This is a genomic window from Mesorhizobium shonense (assembly GCF_040545255.1).
GTDB classification, from domain to species: Bacteria; Pseudomonadota; Alphaproteobacteria; order Rhizobiales; family Rhizobiaceae; genus Mesorhizobium; species Mesorhizobium shonense.
Window position 1 is genome coordinate 393934 of sequence record NZ_JBEPLM010000004.1, and the last position, 15536, is coordinate 409469.

The window sequence follows — 15536 nt, forward strand, 5'->3', positions numbered from 1 at the left end:
GCTGCCGCTGGGGCAAGACTTGCACGGCCGCCGATAGAGGCAATACATAGACGCCATGCGGGATTTCTTGGGGAATCCGCGATCGGCGGCGGCGGAGGACGTTTCCGGTATCGGAAGCGAATGCGGCGCGCGGCAGCACGACCAGGACACCAGGGAGGGATTTGGTGGCAAAAGCAGCAAAGACGACGCCCCCGGCGAAGGCAAAAGCCAAGGCCGCGACTGGCGATGCCGGCGCGCCCAAGGCTTCACCTTCCAAGACAGCTTCACCTGCCAAGACCGCGCCACCGGCCAAGGCCGCCGCCAAGCCGAAGGCCAAGCCAGCTGCTGCTCACGCGAAGACGAGCTCCAAGTCCGCCACCAAGGCTGCAACCGCAAAAACCGACAAGCCTGCCGGCAAGCCCGCCGCCACAAAGGCAGCGGGCGCCGCAAAGCCGGCATCCGCTCCGGCCAAGCATCTGCCGAAGGCGATCACGGAACTCACCGCCGGGCTGCCGGAAAAGCCGTGGCTCAAAAACTATCCGAAGAACATGCCGGCCGAGATCGGCCCCCTGCCTCACAACTCGATCGGCGACTTCCTCGTCGGCGCCTGCAGGCAGTTCGCCAACCGGCCGGCATTCGTGTGCATGGGCAAGTCGATTTCCTATGCGGAGCTAGAGCGGCTTTCGGCCGCCTTCGCCGCCTATCTGCAGTCGAAGGGGCTGGAGAAGGGCGCGCGCGTGGCGCTGATGATGCCGAACGTGCTGCAGTATCCGGTGGCGATGATGGCGGTGCTTCGCGCCGGCTTCACGGTGGTGAATATCAACCCGCTCTACACGCCGCGCGAGCTGGAGCATCAGCTCAAGGATTCCGGCGCGCAGGCCATCGTCATCCTGGAAAACTTCGCCAACACGCTGCAGGCGGTGATCGCGCGGACGCCGGTCAAGCATGTGGTGGTCGCGGCGATGGGCGACATGCTGGGCGGCCTCAAAGGCATGATCGTCAATCTCGTCGTGCGGCGGGTGAAGAAGATGGTTCCCGCCTGGTCGCTGCCCAGCCATGTCAAGTTCAATGCCGCGCTCAAGGCCGGCTCGGCAAGCGCCTTCAAGTCGACGGCCGTCTGGGCCGACGATATCGCCTTCCTGCAATATACGGGCGGCACGACCGGCATTTCGAAGGGCGCGACGCTGCTGCACCGGAACGTCTTGTCCAACGTGGCGCAGAATTCGCTCTGGGTGGAGGATGCCTATACGGTCAAGCCGAAGCCCGCGCATCTCAACTTCGTCTGCGCGCTGCCGCTCTACCACATCTTCGCGCTGACGGTGAACGCGCTGATGGGCATGCAGCAGGGCGCGCAGAACGTGCTCATTCCGAACCCGCGCGACATTCCGGGCTTCGTCAAGGAACTGCAGAAATACCCGGTCCACATCTTCCCCGGCCTCAACACGCTGTTCAACGCGCTGCTCAACAATGAGGATTTCCGCAAGCTCGACTTCAGGCCGCTGATCCTGACGCTTGGCGGCGGCATGGCGGTCCAGAAGGGCGTGGCCGAACGCTGGAAGGCGCTGACCGGCTGTCCGGTGAGCGAAGGCTACGGGCTTTCCGAAACCTCGCCGGTGGCCACCTCCAACAAGTTCAGTTCCAGCGAGTTCACCGGCACGATCGGCCTGCCGCTCCCTTCGACCGAGATCGCCATCCGCGACGACGACGGCAACAACGTGCCGCTCGGCGAAGTCGGCGAAATCTGCATCCGCGGGCCGCAGGTGATGGCCGGCTACTGGAACCGGCCGGACGAGACCGCCAAGGTGATGACCAAGGACGGCTTCTTCAAGTCGGGCGACATGGGCTTCATGGACGAGCGCGGCTACACCAAGATCGTCGACCGCAAGAAGGACATGATCCTGGTCTCCGGCTTCAACGTCTATCCGAACGAGCTGGAAGAGGTCGTGGCGCAGCATCCCGGCGTGCTCGAGGTGGCGGCGATCGGCGTGCCGGACGAGCATTCCGGCGAGGTGCCGAAGCTGTTCGTGGTCAGGAAGGACGCTGCGCTGACCATCGAGGCGCTGACCGCCTATTGCCGCGAGAACCTGACCGGCTACAAGCGGCCGAGATACATCGAATTCCGCACCGAGCTGCCGAAGACGCCGGTCGGCAAGATCCTGCGGCGCGCATTGCGGGAGTAGACTTGGCCGACCACGCTGCCAGCGCATCGCGCGAACCAATCGAAAGGCTCGATCCGGCGGAATTCATCACGGCGAACATGCGGCTTTTGCCGGTGCCGTCGCTTCACGAAATCCGCCTCTACATGGCCCATCCCGGCAGCGGGCTGCGGCGGCTGCTAGAGCCGGATGGTGACGCCGATGAAAGCGTTGTCGAGCCGCAACCGCCCTACTGGGCCTATGCCTGGGCGGGCGGCACGGTGCTGGCGCGCTATATTCTCGACCGGCCCTCGACCGTCGCGGGCCGCCGCGTGCTCGACCTTGGCGCCGGCTCCGGCCTTGTCGGCATCGCCGCGGCGAAGGCCGGGGCGAGCGAGGTGGTCGCGGCGGAAATCGACCGCAACGGCATTGTCGCGCTTGGCCTCAACGCCGCGGCCAACGGCGTCGCCATGACCATATTCGGCGAGGACATCACTGCCGGTCCGCCGCCCGGCGTCGATCTGGTGCTCGCCGGCGACGTCTTCTACGCGCAGGAGGTAGGGCAGCGCATGGTGCCGTTCCTCGACCGGTGCCTTGCCGCCGGCATCGAGGTGCTGGTCGGCGATCCGGGCCGCGCCTGGCTGCCCAGGCGGCGGCTTTGTCCGTTGGCTGAGTATCAGGTGCCCGATGTCGGCGGAAACGGCGGCGGCGCGCCGAAGCCGAGCGGAGTGTTTGCTTTCGTCGTGGCAGACGCTGATTAACTCGCCGCTACGCTTACCCGCGCCGAAAGGAAATCCGGCAGGTCGGCGACCGAATCCAAGATGACGTCAGCCATCGGCGACAGCGAGTCGCGCGTGCCGGTGCCGGAAAGAACGCCCACCGCCAGCCCGCAGCCGCCGGCGCGCGCCATTTCGAGATCGTGACGGTTGTCGCCGACCATGGCGATCTCACTGGGCTTCAGTCCGGTCAGATCGCAGAAGGCGACGACCGTATCGGGCGCAGGCTTGGGGTTGGCCACGGCATCATAGCCGAAGGCGGCGTCGAAGAGCTGCGCGACACCCAGCGTGGCGAGCGTCTTCTCGGCGCCACTGGTGGAATCGTTGGTGGCGACGCCCATGCGGTAGGACCGCTTGTGCAGCATCCGCAGCGATTCGATGATACCGGGAAGTGCTACCGCCATCGACGAGCCCTGCACCGAGGTGATCTCGTTGAAGCGGGAGACGGCCAGCATCTGGTCCTCGTCGGACAGACGTGGGAACCACAGCTCGACGACATCCATGTTCGAGCCGGAGGCGAAGATCGAATCGGGCTTGAAGCGCTTGCTGACGAAATCGAAGCCGGCCGCGGCGAGCAGCCGGTCGGCCTTCCAGCGATCGCCCTCGGCGGCGTCCATGGCCATGAAATCGGCAATGCCGAGCCAGGTTGCGTTGAAATCGACAAGCGTGCCGTCCTTGTCGAAGAGAATGCCCTTGATGTCCGCCAAACCTGTCACTCCGCGCCGCGCAATTGGTGGATATGAGCCACCAGTCCGGCAGTCGAGGCGTCGCGTTTTGCGGCAGTCTCCTTGCCTTCCACGACAGGCAGCAGGCCCGTCGCCAATTCCTTGCCCAGTTCGACACCCCACTGGTCGAACGAGTTGATGTTGAACAGCGTGCCCTCGACGAAGACGCGGTGCTCGTAGAGCGCGATCAGCCGGCCGAGCGTGCGCGGATCGAGCTTCCTGTAGAGGATCGTCAGCGACGGGCGGTTGCCCGAGAACACGCGGTGCGGCGCGATGCGGTCGACATCGGCGGGCTTCATGCCCTTGGCCAGCATCTGCGCGCGCGCTTCCTCAAGCGTGCGGCCCTTCATGAAGGCTTCCGACTGCGCCAGGCAGTTGGCGAGCAGCAGATCGTGCTGGTGCTTCAGCTCCGGCTCATGGCCTATCGCCGCGGCGAGGAACTCGACCGGGATGAAATCGGTGCCCTGGTGCAAGAGCTGGAAGAAAGCATGCTGGCCATTGGTGCCGGGCTCGCCCCAGACCAGCGGGCCGGTCGGCGTGGTGACCGCACCGCCGTCCAGCGTGACGCTCTTGCCGTTCGACTCCATATCGAGTTGCTGCAGATAGGCCGGCAGGCGCGACAGGCGCTGGTCATAGGGAATGACGGCGCGGGCCGGATATTTGCAGACGACCCGGTGCCACCAGCCGATCAGTCCCAGCAAAGCAGGCAGGTTCCTTTGCAGCGGTGCCGAGCGGAAATGCTCGTCCATCTCGTGCGCGCCGTCGAGGAAGGCGCGGAAGTTGCGCGGACCGACGGCGATCATCACCGGCAGGCCGATGGCGCTCCAGACCGAGTAGCGGCCGCCGACCCAATCCCAGAAGCCGAAGACGCGGTCCGAGGCGATGCCGAACTTCGCCACCAGATCGAGCGCGGTCGAGACGGCGGCGAAATGCTTGCCGATCGCTTCCTTGCCCAGCGCCTTCTCCACCCATTTGCGCGCCGTCTCGGCGTTGGTCATCGTCTCGACCGTGGTGAAGGTCTTTGAGGCGACGATGAACAGTGTCGTTTCGGGGGACAGGCCTTTCAGCGTGTCGTGGATATGCGCGCCGTCGACATTGGAGACATAGTGCGCGCGCGGGCCGTCATGATAGGGCGCCAGCGCCAGCGTGACCATGGCCGGACCGAGATCCGAGCCGCCGATGCCGATATTGACGATGTCTGTGATCTTCTTGCCGGTGGCGCCGGCGGCTTTGCCGGAGCGGATGGCGTCGGCGAAGGCGCCCATGGCGTCGAGCACGGCAATCACATCGGCCTTCGTGTCCTGGCCATCGACCACGACGCCCTTACCAGTGAGGTTGCGCAACGCCGTGTGCAGCACGGCGCGGTTCTCGGTGATGTTGATCTTCTTGCCTTCGAACATGGCGGCGCGGCGTCCCGCGAGATCGGCGGCGCCGGCGAGCTTCTCCAGCATCGCCATCGTGTCGGCGTCGACCGCGCATTTCGACCAGTCGAGCAGAAGGTCGCCATCGGTGGCAGAGAACTTCTCGAAGCGCTTGGGATCGGCAGCGAACGCCTGGCGCATGGTGCCCTTGGCTGCCGCGCGCTGATCGCGCAGAGCGGTGACCTGCTTGTCGAAGGCTGACTGATCCAATGGCGGGCTCCTGGCGGGTTTTTAGACCATTTTAACAAGCCGGTTGTTTCCGGCGCATGTCGGCGCGTCATTCTATTTAGCCTATTTCCATTTCATTCAAGCGCGGCGATGACGCAAGTGCGTCACGCTTTTATGATGCGCGGTATTGGACGGTGAGTATCCGAGAATTTCACCGCGACGATGCTGCGCGGTATGGGCGACGATGCTGCGCATCGCGCTTGGGGTGGTGCGTATCGCGCGGCGACGACGCTGCGCGTCGCGCTTGGGATGGTGCCGCGACGATGCTGCGCATCGCGCCTGGGTGCTGCGTATCGCGCGGCGACGACGCTGCGCGTCGCGCCTATAGATCACTGGCATAAATCCCAGCGATCAGAAAAATTGATTGGCGCAACCCCTTGTGCCACCCCTACACTCGACTGGTCCAGCCAAGTGAAAACAGCTGGCCATCCGAGGAAGATCTCCCATGCCACAGCGCAATGACACGGCCATATGGTCCGGCCTGTTCCGGATTTCGGCCGAATCCGGACAAACCCTCCAGGCACAGATCCGCCAGGCGATCGTCGCAGCCATCCTCGACCGACAGATCGCCGCTTCGATGCCGCTGCCGTCCTGCCGGATTCTGGCGGAAAAACTTGGGGTTGCCCGCGGCACTGTGGTGCTTGCGTTCCAGCAGCTGGTCGACCAGGGCTTCCTGGTGGCGCGCGAGCGGCGCGGCCATTTCGTCAACCCGGACGTGCTGGCCACACCCGCCAAGCCGCACCAGAAAGCGCCTGACCAGCAGAACGAGATCGACTGGAAGGCGCGCCGGCAGATCGCGGCCAGCGACATGCCGCCGCCGGCCAAGCACGACAACTGGATCAAGTCCTCCTACCCGTTCGTCTACGGCCAGTTCGATCCGGCGCTGTTCCCGACCGCCGAATGGCGCGAATGCAACCGCATGGCGCTGGCCGTTCTGGAGATCCGCAACTGGGCGTCCGACATGGTCGACCGCGACGATCCGCTGCTGATCGAGCAGATCCAGGCCCGGCTTTTGCCGCGCCGCGGCATCTTCGCCAATCCGGACGAGATCATCGTGACGCTGGGCGCGCAGAACGCACTCTATATGCTCGCCTCGCTGCTGATGACCAAGGGCTCGAAGGTGGCGATGGAAGATCCGGGCTATCCGGACGCCCGCTCGATCTTCCGGCTGGCGGGCGCCGATATCCAGCCGGTTCCTGTCGACCAGTCCGGCATCGTCACCTCGGCGATCCCCAGCGATTCCGGCTTCGTCTTCGTCACCCCCAGCCACCATTGCCCGACAATGGTGCCGCTGTCGGCCGAGCGGCGGCAGGATCTGTTGGCGCGGGCCAACCGCAACAACCAGATCATCATCGAGGACGGCTATGACAGCCAGCTTCTCGACGAGGCGCCGCAGCAGGCGCTGAAGAGCCTCGACCGCTCCGGCCGCGTCATCTATGTCGGCTCGATGTCGAAGACGCTGGCTCCGGGCTTGAGGCTTGGCTACATCGTCGCATCGGCCGGGCTGATCGCCGAGCTTCGCGCGCTGCGCCGCTTCATGCTCAGGCACCCGCCGGCGAACAACCAGCGCGCCGTCGCGCTGTTTTTGTCGCTCGGCCATCACGAGGCGCTGGTGCGCAGGCTCTCCGCCGCCTTCGACGAGCGGCGCAAGCGTCTGGTCCATGCGATTTCCGCTTTCCTGCCAGAGTGGCGTTCGACCGACTCGGCAGGCGGCACATCGCTCTGGCTGGAGGGGCCGCGTGGCACGGATTCACGCGGCCTCGCCGAGGCGGCCGCCTCGCGCAGCGTCATCATCGAACCTGGCGACCGCTTCTTCGACCGCAGCGAAAAGCCCTCGCGTTTCATGCGCTTGGGCATCTCCTCGATCTCGCTGCAGCATATCGAGCCGGGTATCCGCGAGCTCGCCACGGCAGCCGGCCGCCGGCCCGCTGCGGCCTGATCGCCATCGACGTCCAAGAGAGAGCCGGCGCTTCGCCGGCTCTTTTTGTTTTGGCACGCCTCATCGCTTTAGCAATCTGGCATATTCGACGGGATTGGCTGGCTCATAGGCTGTACCAATGCCGGCGGCATAGTCGAGGCACAAAGGGGACGAGGCAGGCCGATGGTGGACCAACCGCCACGCACCCTGCTCCTGAAAAACCAAAGGTGGAGTGCTTTTCATGTCAGTGGCTCTCGAGAAGCAGGAAGCGTCGTCGGACCAGCGTTCGCGGCGGTCCGGCGGGCGCGAAGCGCGCCGGGCGATGCGGGCGGCGCCGCTCGCGGACGACATCCGTCCGGTGCGGCCCGGCCTCGAAGGCGGCAGCTACGGACCATTGAGCCGGAACGACCAGGAGCGCATCCACGAGGCGGTGCTGACGCTTCTGGAGACGGTGGGCTTTGCCAACGCCATCCCCTCCTGCATCGAGGCGCTGATCCGGGTCGGCGCGACCTATGGCGATGACGGCCGCGTCCGCCTGCCGCGCGCGTTGGTGCTCGACACGATCAAAAAGGCGGCGCGCCACTTCACGCTGCATGGCCAAGACCCCAAGCATGACATGGTGATCCAGGGCAAGCGCGTGCATTACGGCACGGCCGGTGCGGCCGTGCATCTCGTCGACGTCGAGAAGCGCGAATATCGCGAATCGCAACTGCAGGACATCTACGACGCCGCCCGCCTCGTCGACGGGCTCGACAACATCCATTTCTTCCAGCGCACCATGGTGCCGCGCGACATCCCCGATCCGCTCGAGATGGACTTCAACACGCTCTACGCCTGCGTGATGGGGACGTCCAAGCATGTCGGCACCTCGTTCACGGTGCGCGAGAACGTCAAGCCGGCGCTGGAAATGCTCTATGCGATCGCCGGCGGCGAGGAGAACTTCCGGGCGCGGCCGTTCGTCTCCAACTCGAACTGCTTTGTCGTGCCGCCGATGAAGTTCGCCGAAGATGCCTGCGGCGTGCTGGAAGCCTGCGTCGAGGGCGGCATTCCGATCCTGCTCCTCTCGGCCGGCCAGGCCGGCGCCACGGCGCCTGCGGCAATCGCCGGCGCCGTCGTGCAAGCGGTGGCCGAAGTGCTGATGGGCCTGGTCTATGTCAACGCCATCAAGCCCGGCCATCCGGCGATCTTCGGCACTTGGCCGTTCGTCTCCGACCTCAGGACCGGCGCCATGTCCGGCGGCTCGGCGGAGCAGTCGGTGCTGACCGCGGCTTGCGCGCAGATGGCGCAATATTATGACCTGCCGGGCGGCTCGGCCGCCGGCATGACGGACTCGAAGCTGCCCGACATCCAGTCCGGCTATGAAAAAGGCATCACCAATGTGATGGCTGGGCTGTCCGGCCTCAACCTCGTCTATGAATCGGCCGGCATGCATGCCTCGCTGCTCGGCTTCTGCCTCGAAAGCCTGATCATCGACAACGACATGCTCGGCCACTGCCTGCGCTGCGTGCGCGGCATCGAGGTGACGGATGAGGCGCTGTCGATCGACACGATCGCCGACGTCTGTCTCAAGGGACCGGGCCACTATCTCGGCAACGAGCAGACGCTGAAGCTGATGCAGACCGAATATTTCTATCCCGCTGTCGGCGACCGCTTCTCGCCCAAGGAATGGAACGAGAAGGGCCGGCCCGACATCCTGCAGCGGGCGATCGCCGAGAAGAAGCGCGTACTGGCCGAGCGTTTTCCGCGCCACGTGTCGAGGCTCACCGACGACAAGCTGCGCGCCCGCTTCGGCGAGATGATCAAGCTGCCGCGCAGCAAGATGGGCGGTTGAACTCTACGCTCTCGCAGCTCACTCCGCACTCAGCCCGTAACGCTCGACGACTTCGGCGCTGATCAGCTTCGCGTGCAGCGTCATCAGCACGATCTGCGCATCGAAACTGTCGCCGGCTTCGAGCGCCGCCTCGATGCGGCGCTCGGCTTCCAACGTGCGTTCCTTGCCATTGGCTTGCTCGAAGGTTTCAGGCCCGGCGATGCAATAGCCGCAGAGTTGCGCCACCGACGCATAAGCCTGGGGCGGCGGCTCCTCCGGCCAGCGATCGTTCATCAGATTGACGATGGTGAGTTTTACGCCCTCGGGCACCAAGGCCGGATGCAGGTCCGCCTGGCGCAGAGCATCATCGAGCTGGCGCAGGTCGCCCGAGCGACCGAACATGCCGAGGAAGCCGAGGGAAGAGCGCCTCTTAGCCATGATGCTTGTCTCCTCACTCAGCTGGTATGACGCTATCTGGATGCGCCAAGCGGCCGAAACAAGGGCATAAGAAAAGGGCGGCCCGCGCTGCGCAAGCCGCCCCTCGATTTCCCGAAGCAGGAAAACTCAGTGATTGTCGCGCGGCACGCCGCTGGTGTGCGCCACGTCCTGGTATTTCACCGCCGGCTTCAGCACCATGCCGGCCGAGAACTGGTCGACCATGCCGCGCTGGATCTCCTGCCACGGCGTCTGGTGCTTGGGATAATGATAGCCGCCATTGCCCTGCAGCTCGGCCCGCCGCCTGGCGATCTCCTCGTCGCTGACGAGGATGTTGGCGGTACCTTTCTTGAGGTCGATGCGGACGCGGTCGCCGGTCTTGAGCAGCGCCAGGCCGCCGCCGATGGCGGCTTCCGGCGAGGCGTTGAGGATCGACGGCGAGCCGGACGTGCCGGACTGGCGGCCGTCGCCGATGCAGGGCAGCGAATGGATGCCCTTCTTGATGAGGTAGGCCGGCGGCTGCATGTTGACCACCTCGGCGCCGCCCGGATAGCCGACCGGGCCGGCGCCGCGCATGAACAGGATCGTGTGCTCGTCGATGCCCTGCGCCGGATCGTCGATGCGGGCGTGGTAGTCCTCCGGACCGTCGAAGACGATAGCCTTGCCTTCGAAGGCCTCGGGATCGTTCGGGTTGGAGAGGTAGCGCTCGCGGAATTCCGACGAGATGCCACTGGTCTTCATGATAGCGGAATCGAACAGATTGCCCTTGAGGTTGATGAAGCCGGCATTGGCCTTGAGCGGCCTGGCGGCGCTGCTGATCACGTCCGGGTTCTCGTTGACGGCATCCCTGCAATTGTCGCCCATGGTCTTGCCATTGACGGTGATCGCGTCCGGATGCGGCAACAGGCCGCCCTTCATCAGCTCGGCCACCACCGCCGGGACGCCGCCGGCGTGGTGATAGTCCTCGCCGAGATACTCGCCTGTCGGCTGCAGATTGACGAGGAGCGGGATGTTGAGGCCGACATTCTGCCAGTCGTCATTGTCGAGCGGCACGCCGAGATGACGGGCAATCGCGTTGAGGTGGATCGGTGCGTTGGTCGAGCCGCCGATGGCCGAATTGACGACGATGGCGTTCTCGAAGGCCTTGCGGGTCATGATGTCGGAGGGCTTCAGGTCCTCATGCACCATGTCGACGATGCGTTTTCCGGTCTCGTAGGCGATCTGGCCGCGCTCGCGATAGGGCGCAGGGATGGCGGCCGAGCCGGGCAGTTGCATGCCGAGCGCCTCGGCCAGCGAGTTCATCGTGGTGGCGGTGCCCATGGTGTTGCAATAGCCGGTCGACGGCGCCGAGGACGCGACGATGTCCATGAACTCGTCATAATCGATCTCGCCGGCCGACAGGCGCTGGCGCGATTCCCAGACGATGGTGCCGGAACCCGTGCGCTTGCCCTTGTGCCAGCCATTGAGCATCGGGCCGACCGAAAGCGCGATGGCCGGAATGTTGACGGTGGCCGCCGCCATCAGCAACGCAGGCGTGGTCTTGTCGCAGCCGATGGTGAGCACGACGCCGTCGAGCGGATAGCCGTAGAGCACCTCGACGAGGCTGAGATAGGCAAGGTTGCGGTCGAGCGCCGCGGTCGGGCGCTTGCCGGTCTCCTGGATCGGATGGCACGGGAATTCGAACGGGATGCCGCCCATCGACACGATGCCTTCGCGCACACGCTTGGCCAGCTCGAGATGGTGCCGGTTGCAGGGCGAGAGATCGGAGCCCGTCTGCGCGATGCCGATCAGCGGCTTGCCCGACATCAGCTCGGCGCGCGTCAGTCCGTAATTGAGGTAGCGCTCGAGATAGAGCGCCGTCATGCCCGGATTATCGGGATTGTCGAACCACTCCTGCGAGCGAAATTTCTTCTTCTTGGTGGGGGCGCCGGCCATCGTGGTCTCCGTATTTGTATGACAAATCGATATGACAATGCGCGAATGCAAGCAAGGGGCACGAGCGCCGCAGACCCGCACTTTGGTGCGATAGACAGATTAAGGGCCGCGCGCTAGGACCAATCGGCATCAGCAACCTGGGAGGTCTTGATGGCTTTGGTGATCGAAGGCGAGGAGCGGATCGCCGCACCCGTCGAGAAAGTTTGGGAAGCCCTCAATGACCCGGACATCCTCAAGGACGCCATCCCCGGCTGCAAGGCCCTGGAGAAGAAATCCAATACCGAGCTGGCCGCGACGGTGGTGCTGAAGATCGGGCCGATCAAGGCGACCTTCAACGGCGAAGTGACGCTAAAGAATCTCAAGCCGCCGCACTCCTACACGATCCAGGGCGAAGGCAAAGGGGGCATTGCCGGCTTCGCCAAGGGCGGCGCCGACGTCACCTTGGCCGCCGACGGAGCGGACACGACGATCCTGAAATACGCCGCCAAGGCCGAAGTTGGCGGCAAGATCGCGCAGCTCGGCAGCCGGCTGATCGAATCGACCTCGAAGAAGCTCGCCGGGCAGTTTTTTTCGACGTTCGGAGAGAAGGTGGGCGGCTGACGTCCCCCTCCCCCTTGAGGGGAGGGATATCCGCGCTACTCGAACACGATGCTTGGCACCGCGGCTTCCGCCGCGCCGCGTTCTTCCTGGACCCTTTCCCAGACCCTCGAGGCAATCTCGCGATAGATCTTGGCCTCAGCGCCGTCCGGCTTGGATGCGACAACGGGAGCGCCAGCATCCGAGCTTTCGCGGATGCCCATCTCGAGCGGCACCTCGCCGAGGAAGGTGACGCCGAGGCGCTCGGCCTCGCGGCGCGCGCCGCCATGGCCGAAGATGTCGTAGCGCTTGCCGGTGTCCGGCGCGAGAAAATAGCTCATGTTCTCGACGATGCCGAGCAACGGCACGTCGACCTTCTTGAACATGTTGAGGCCCTTGCGGGCGTCGATCAGGGCAAGGTCCTGCGGCGTCGAGACGATGACGGCGCCGGCGAGCGGCACCTGCTGGGCCATGGTGAGTTGGGCGTCGCCGGTGCCGGGCGGCATGTCGACGACCAGCACGTCGAGCGGTCCCCATTCGACCTCGCGCAGCATCTGGGTGAGCGCCGACATCACCATCGGGCCGCGCCAGATCATCGGCGTCTCCTCATCGACGAGGAAGCCCATCGACATCACCTTGAGGCCGTAATTCTGCATCGGCTTCAGGACCTTGCCGTCTACGGTCTGGGGCCGGCCATGGATGTTGAGCAGCCGGGGCATCGACGGTCCGTAGATGTCAGCATCTAGCACGCCGACCTTCAATCCGTTGGCGGCAAGGCCGAGCGCCAGGTTGACGGCGGTGGTCGACTTGCCGACGCCACCCTTGCCGGAAGCGACGGCGATGATCGCATCGATGCCCGGCACGCCACGCTTGCCGTGACTGTGCGAGGCCGGCGCTTGCGGCGCGGCACGCTGTGGTGCCGCCTGCGGAGCCGGCCTTGGCGGCGCTGGCTGCGGAGCCGGGCGCGGCCGCACCGGCGCTTCCATGCCGCCGCCCTTCTTCTCCGCCGTCAGCGCGACCATGGCATTGGCGACGCCCGGGATGGCCTTGACCACACGCTCGGCGGCAGCGCGCAGCGGCTCCATCTCCTGCGCGCGGGCGGCGGGCACGGTGATCGAGAAGAACACCTTGGAATCGGCGATGAAAATTTCGGAGACCAGGCCGAGGTCGACGATATTGCCGGTGAAGTCCGGCCCGTTCACCGTCCTCAGGCGCTCGATGACGATTTCTTTGGTGACGGCCATGATCTTTTCCTCGGGCTTTGGCGTCCAGATAGTGCAGTTTCCCCCAAGAACCAAGCCGTGGAGCAATGGCTGGCCCGGTGTGCTCCGGAAAACGACGGATGGTGTCGGGTTTTGCCGATCGGGATCCGGAACCTGAATTAGGCTTCGAGCTCGATCATGGCCAAGCAGGCCGCCCGCGCTATTTCGATTGCTATCAAACGACAGCCGGAGAAGGAGACGGGTCATGCTCGAAAACAGCAATGCGACAGCCAATCTCGCGGTGAAGGACCTGGAGAAGGCCAAAGCCTTCTATGAAGGCACGCTCGGCCTCAAGCAGGTCGACGATATGGACGGCGAACTGATCGTCTACAAAAGCGGCGATACCGTCGTTAATGTCTATCATTCGCAATATGCCGGCACCAACAAGGCGACGGCGGCGACCTGGGCGGTCGGCGACCAGATCGAGCCTATCGTCAAAGCGCTGCGATCGAAGGGCGTCACCTTCGAGCACTACGATATGCCTGGACTGTCGCTCGAGGGCGACATCCACGTCGGCTCGGGCATGAAGTTCGCCTGGTTCAAGGATCCCGACGGCAACATCCTGAACCTGGTGGGCAAATAGCTGCGCGGTCAGGCGGATCCGGATCGCCTCATCCGGCCAACCGCGTGGCGAGATAGGTGAGCGCCGAGATCGCCGCCGTTGCCGGCAGCGTGATCACCCAGGCAACGACGATGTTGCCGGCAATGCCCCAGCGCACGGCGGAAATGCGGCGGGCGGCGCCCACGCCGATGATGGCGCCGGTGATCGTGTGGGTCGTCGACACCGGGACGCCGAGCCAGGTGGCGGCAAAGAGGGTTATGGCGCCGCCCGTCTCGGCACAGAAACCCTGCATCGGATTCAGCCGGGTGATCTTCGAGCCCATGGTGTGGACGATGCGCCAGCCGCCGAGCAACGTGCCCAGCGCCAGGGCCGACTGGCAGGTGATGACCACCCAGAGCGGCACGTAGAAGCTCTGGCCGAGCATGCCTTGCGAATAGAGCAGCACGGCGATGATGCCCATGGTCTTCTGCGCGTCATTGCCGCCGTGCCCCAGCGAATAGAGCGAGGCGGAGAAGAACTGCAGCACGCGAAAGGCGTTGTCGACGGCGAACGGCGTCTGGCGCACGAACAGCCATGAGACGACGAGAACGAGGACGAGCGCCAGCACGAATCCGGTTGCCGGCGAAAGCACGATCGCCGCTATCGTCTTGCCCAGCCCGGACCAGACGATGGCCCCCGTGCCGGCCTTGGCGACGCCGGCGCCGACCAGCCCGCCGATCAGCGCATGCGAGCTGCTCGACGGAATGCCCGCGATCCAGGTGACGATGTTCCAGACGATGGCGCCGACGAGCGCGGCGAAGATCACCGCCGGCGTCACGATCTCGGCATCAACGATGCCTTTTCCCACCGTCTCGGCGACATGCAGGCCGAAGAACAGGAAAGCTATGAAGTTGAAGAACGCCGCCCAGATCACCGCGTAGTGCGGCCTGAGCACGCGGGTGGAAACGATGGTCGCGATCGAGTTGGCGGCATCGTGCAGGCCATTGAGGAAATCGAAGAACAGCGCGACGGCGACGAGGCCGACCAGCAGGGGAAAGGCGATCGCGGCGTCCATCGCCTATACGTTCTCGATCACGATGCCGCTGATCTCATTGGCGACGTCCTCGAAACGGTCGACGACCTTCTCCAGCTGGCCGTAGAACTCCGAGCCGATCAGATAGGCCATGGCATCGCTATTGCCGTGCTTCCTGAAGAGATCTTTCAGGCCCTGCTCATGCAGGTCGTCAGCCCGCCCCTCGACGCGCATGACTTCTTCGGCGATGGCGTTGAGGCGCGCGGCGTTGGCGCCGACCTTGCCGAGCAGCGGTATCGCCTCGGCGACCAGGCGGGCGGCCTGGACGATAACGCCGCCCATTTCCCGCATCAGCGGATCGAATTCCCGCATCTCGAACAGTTTTACCGTCTTGACGGCCTTGTGCATCGTGTCGATGGCGTCATCCATCGACTGGATCAGATCCTTGATGTCGCCGCGGTCGAATGGCGTGATGAAGGAGCGCCTGACGGCAAGCAGCACCTCCGCGGTGATGCCGTCCGCTTCGTCCTCGAGATCGACGATCTTCTGGCACCAGCGGTCGATGTCCTTGCCCTGGAGAAGCTGCTCAAGGGCCTCGGCGCCGCCGACCACCGCGCGCGAATGCCGCTCGAACAGCTCGAAGAAGCGATCCTCGCGCGGCAACAGTTTGCGAAACCAACCCAGCATCTGGTCCTCCATGCGTCCGCGTCTCCACCACATAACCCCAAGCGCAGCACGGGAAAACAGGTGAGCCGGCTTAAA

13 protein-coding genes are annotated in these 15536 nt (G+C 64.8%); 6 read left to right on the top strand and 7 right to left on the bottom strand.

Translation table 11 applies throughout. The features are described 5' to 3' along the window. The first annotated feature begins 164 nt into the window (after nt 1-164). Together ABID26_RS14175 and ABID26_RS14180 are read left to right on the top strand one after the other, a co-directional pair. Nucleotides 165-2159 carry a long-chain fatty acid--CoA ligase gene (locus ABID26_RS14175; RefSeq protein ID WP_292345208.1) on the top strand — a complete coding sequence of 665 codons (1995 nt, stop codon included), beginning with the start codon at nt 165-167 and terminating at the stop codon, nt 2157-2159. A 77-nt stretch (nt 2160-2236) separates the two neighbouring features. Next, the gene (locus tag ABID26_RS14180; RefSeq protein ID WP_126102438.1) at nt 2237-2875 is read left to right on the top strand and encodes a class I SAM-dependent methyltransferase; all 639 of its coding nucleotides are present in this window, start codon (nt 2237-2239) and stop codon (nt 2873-2875) included. On the opposite strand, the gene ABID26_RS14185 is transcribed toward ABID26_RS14180, so the two are convergent. Then, nucleotides 2872-3597: an HAD family hydrolase gene (locus tag ABID26_RS14185; RefSeq protein ID WP_126096419.1), complete on the bottom strand. Its 726-nt coding sequence runs from the start codon at nt 3595-3597 to the stop codon at nt 2872-2874. The two genes, ABID26_RS14180 and ABID26_RS14185, sit on opposite strands and share 4 nt — an antisense overlap. 5 nt (nt 3598-3602) lie before the next feature. Next, nucleotides 3603-5246, bottom strand: coding sequence for a glucose-6-phosphate isomerase (pgi, locus tag ABID26_RS14190; protein ID WP_292345210.1), 1644 nt, complete (start codon nt 5244-5246; stop codon nt 3603-3605). Nucleotides 5247-5709: 463 nt separating this feature from the next. Between pgi and pdxR the strand changes: the two genes are divergently transcribed. Both pdxR and ABID26_RS14200 read left to right on the top strand, forming a co-directional pair. Continuing rightward, on the top strand, nt 5710-7203 hold the full coding sequence (pdxR, locus tag ABID26_RS14195; protein WP_040993852.1) for a MocR-like pyridoxine biosynthesis transcription factor PdxR: 1494 nt from the start codon (nt 5710-5712) through the stop codon (nt 7201-7203). Between the two features lie 220 nt (nt 7204-7423). After that, nucleotides 7424-9013 (top strand): trimethylamine methyltransferase family protein, encoded by a 1590-nt coding sequence (locus tag ABID26_RS14200; RefSeq protein WP_354415882.1) that lies wholly within the window; start codon nt 7424-7426, stop codon nt 9011-9013. Between the two features lie 18 nt (nt 9014-9031). Here the strand turns inward: ABID26_RS14200 and ABID26_RS14205 are convergent, their stop codons facing one another. Together ABID26_RS14205 and ABID26_RS14210 are read right to left on the bottom strand one after the other, a co-directional pair. Beyond that, nucleotides 9032-9430 (bottom strand): hypothetical protein, encoded by a 399-nt coding sequence (locus ABID26_RS14205; protein WP_354415883.1) that lies wholly within the window; start codon nt 9428-9430, stop codon nt 9032-9034. A gap of 126 nt (nt 9431-9556) precedes the next feature. Further along, nucleotides 9557-11362, bottom strand: coding sequence for an IlvD/Edd family dehydratase (locus ABID26_RS14210; RefSeq protein ID WP_354415884.1), 1806 nt, complete (start codon nt 11360-11362; stop codon nt 9557-9559). Nucleotides 11363-11512: 150 nt separating this feature from the next. On the opposite strand from ABID26_RS14210, the gene ABID26_RS14215 reads away from it, so the two are divergent. Further along, on the top strand, nt 11513-11962 hold the full coding sequence (locus ABID26_RS14215; protein WP_292301587.1) for an SRPBCC family protein: 450 nt from the start codon (nt 11513-11515) through the stop codon (nt 11960-11962). A 35-nt stretch (nt 11963-11997) separates the two neighbouring features. On the opposite strand, the gene ABID26_RS14220 is transcribed toward ABID26_RS14215, so the two are convergent. Continuing rightward, complete coding sequence (locus ABID26_RS14220; RefSeq protein WP_126096424.1) at nt 11998-13182, bottom strand: Mrp/NBP35 family ATP-binding protein; 1185 nt, start codon at nt 13180-13182, stop codon at nt 11998-12000. A 223-nt stretch (nt 13183-13405) separates the two neighbouring features. Between ABID26_RS14220 and ABID26_RS14225 the strand changes: the two genes are divergently transcribed. Beyond that, on the top strand, nt 13406-13783 hold the full coding sequence (locus tag ABID26_RS14225) for a VOC family protein (RefSeq protein ID WP_354415885.1): 378 nt from the start codon (nt 13406-13408) through the stop codon (nt 13781-13783). Between the two features lie 28 nt (nt 13784-13811). Here the strand turns inward: ABID26_RS14225 and ABID26_RS14230 are convergent, their stop codons facing one another. Beyond that, entirely contained in the window at nt 13812-14816 is a 1005-nt protein-coding gene (locus ABID26_RS14230; RefSeq protein WP_292367641.1) for an inorganic phosphate transporter, read from the bottom strand. Between the two features lie 3 nt (nt 14817-14819). Further along, on the bottom strand, nt 14820-15461 hold the full coding sequence (locus tag ABID26_RS14235; protein ID WP_126096427.1) for a DUF47 domain-containing protein: 642 nt from the start codon (nt 15459-15461) through the stop codon (nt 14820-14822). Between the last annotated feature and the right edge of the window lie 75 nt (nt 15462-15536).

What these genes read in the sequence shown, in the direction of transcription:
- pdxR (WP_040993852.1), top strand. Translation starts at nt 5,710, where the DNA reads ATGCCACAGCGCAATGACACGGCCATATGGTCCGGCCTGTTCCGGATT.
- ABID26_RS14220 (WP_126096424.1), bottom strand. Translation starts at nt 13,182, where the DNA reads ATGGCCGTCACCAAAGAAATCGTCATCGAGCGCCTGAGGACGGTGAAC.
- ABID26_RS14225 (WP_354415885.1), top strand. Translation starts at nt 13,406, where the DNA reads ATGCTCGAAAACAGCAATGCGACAGCCAATCTCGCGGTGAAGGACCTG.
- ABID26_RS14210 (WP_354415884.1), bottom strand. Translation starts at nt 11,362, where the DNA reads ATGGCCGGCGCCCCCACCAAGAAGAAGAAATTTCGCTCGCAGGAGTGG.
- ABID26_RS14180 (WP_126102438.1), top strand. Translation starts at nt 2,237, where the DNA reads ATGCGGCTTTTGCCGGTGCCGTCGCTTCACGAAATCCGCCTCTACATG.
- ABID26_RS14215 (WP_292301587.1), top strand. Translation starts at nt 11,513, where the DNA reads ATGGCTTTGGTGATCGAAGGCGAGGAGCGGATCGCCGCACCCGTCGAG.
- ABID26_RS14200 (WP_354415882.1), top strand. Translation starts at nt 7,424, where the DNA reads ATGTCAGTGGCTCTCGAGAAGCAGGAAGCGTCGTCGGACCAGCGTTCG.
- ABID26_RS14205 (WP_354415883.1), bottom strand. Translation starts at nt 9,430, where the DNA reads ATGGCTAAGAGGCGCTCTTCCCTCGGCTTCCTCGGCATGTTCGGTCGC.
- ABID26_RS14230 (WP_292367641.1), bottom strand. Translation starts at nt 14,816, where the DNA reads ATGGACGCCGCGATCGCCTTTCCCCTGCTGGTCGGCCTCGTCGCCGTC.
- ABID26_RS14235 (WP_126096427.1), bottom strand. Translation starts at nt 15,461, where the DNA reads ATGCTGGGTTGGTTTCGCAAACTGTTGCCGCGCGAGGATCGCTTCTTC.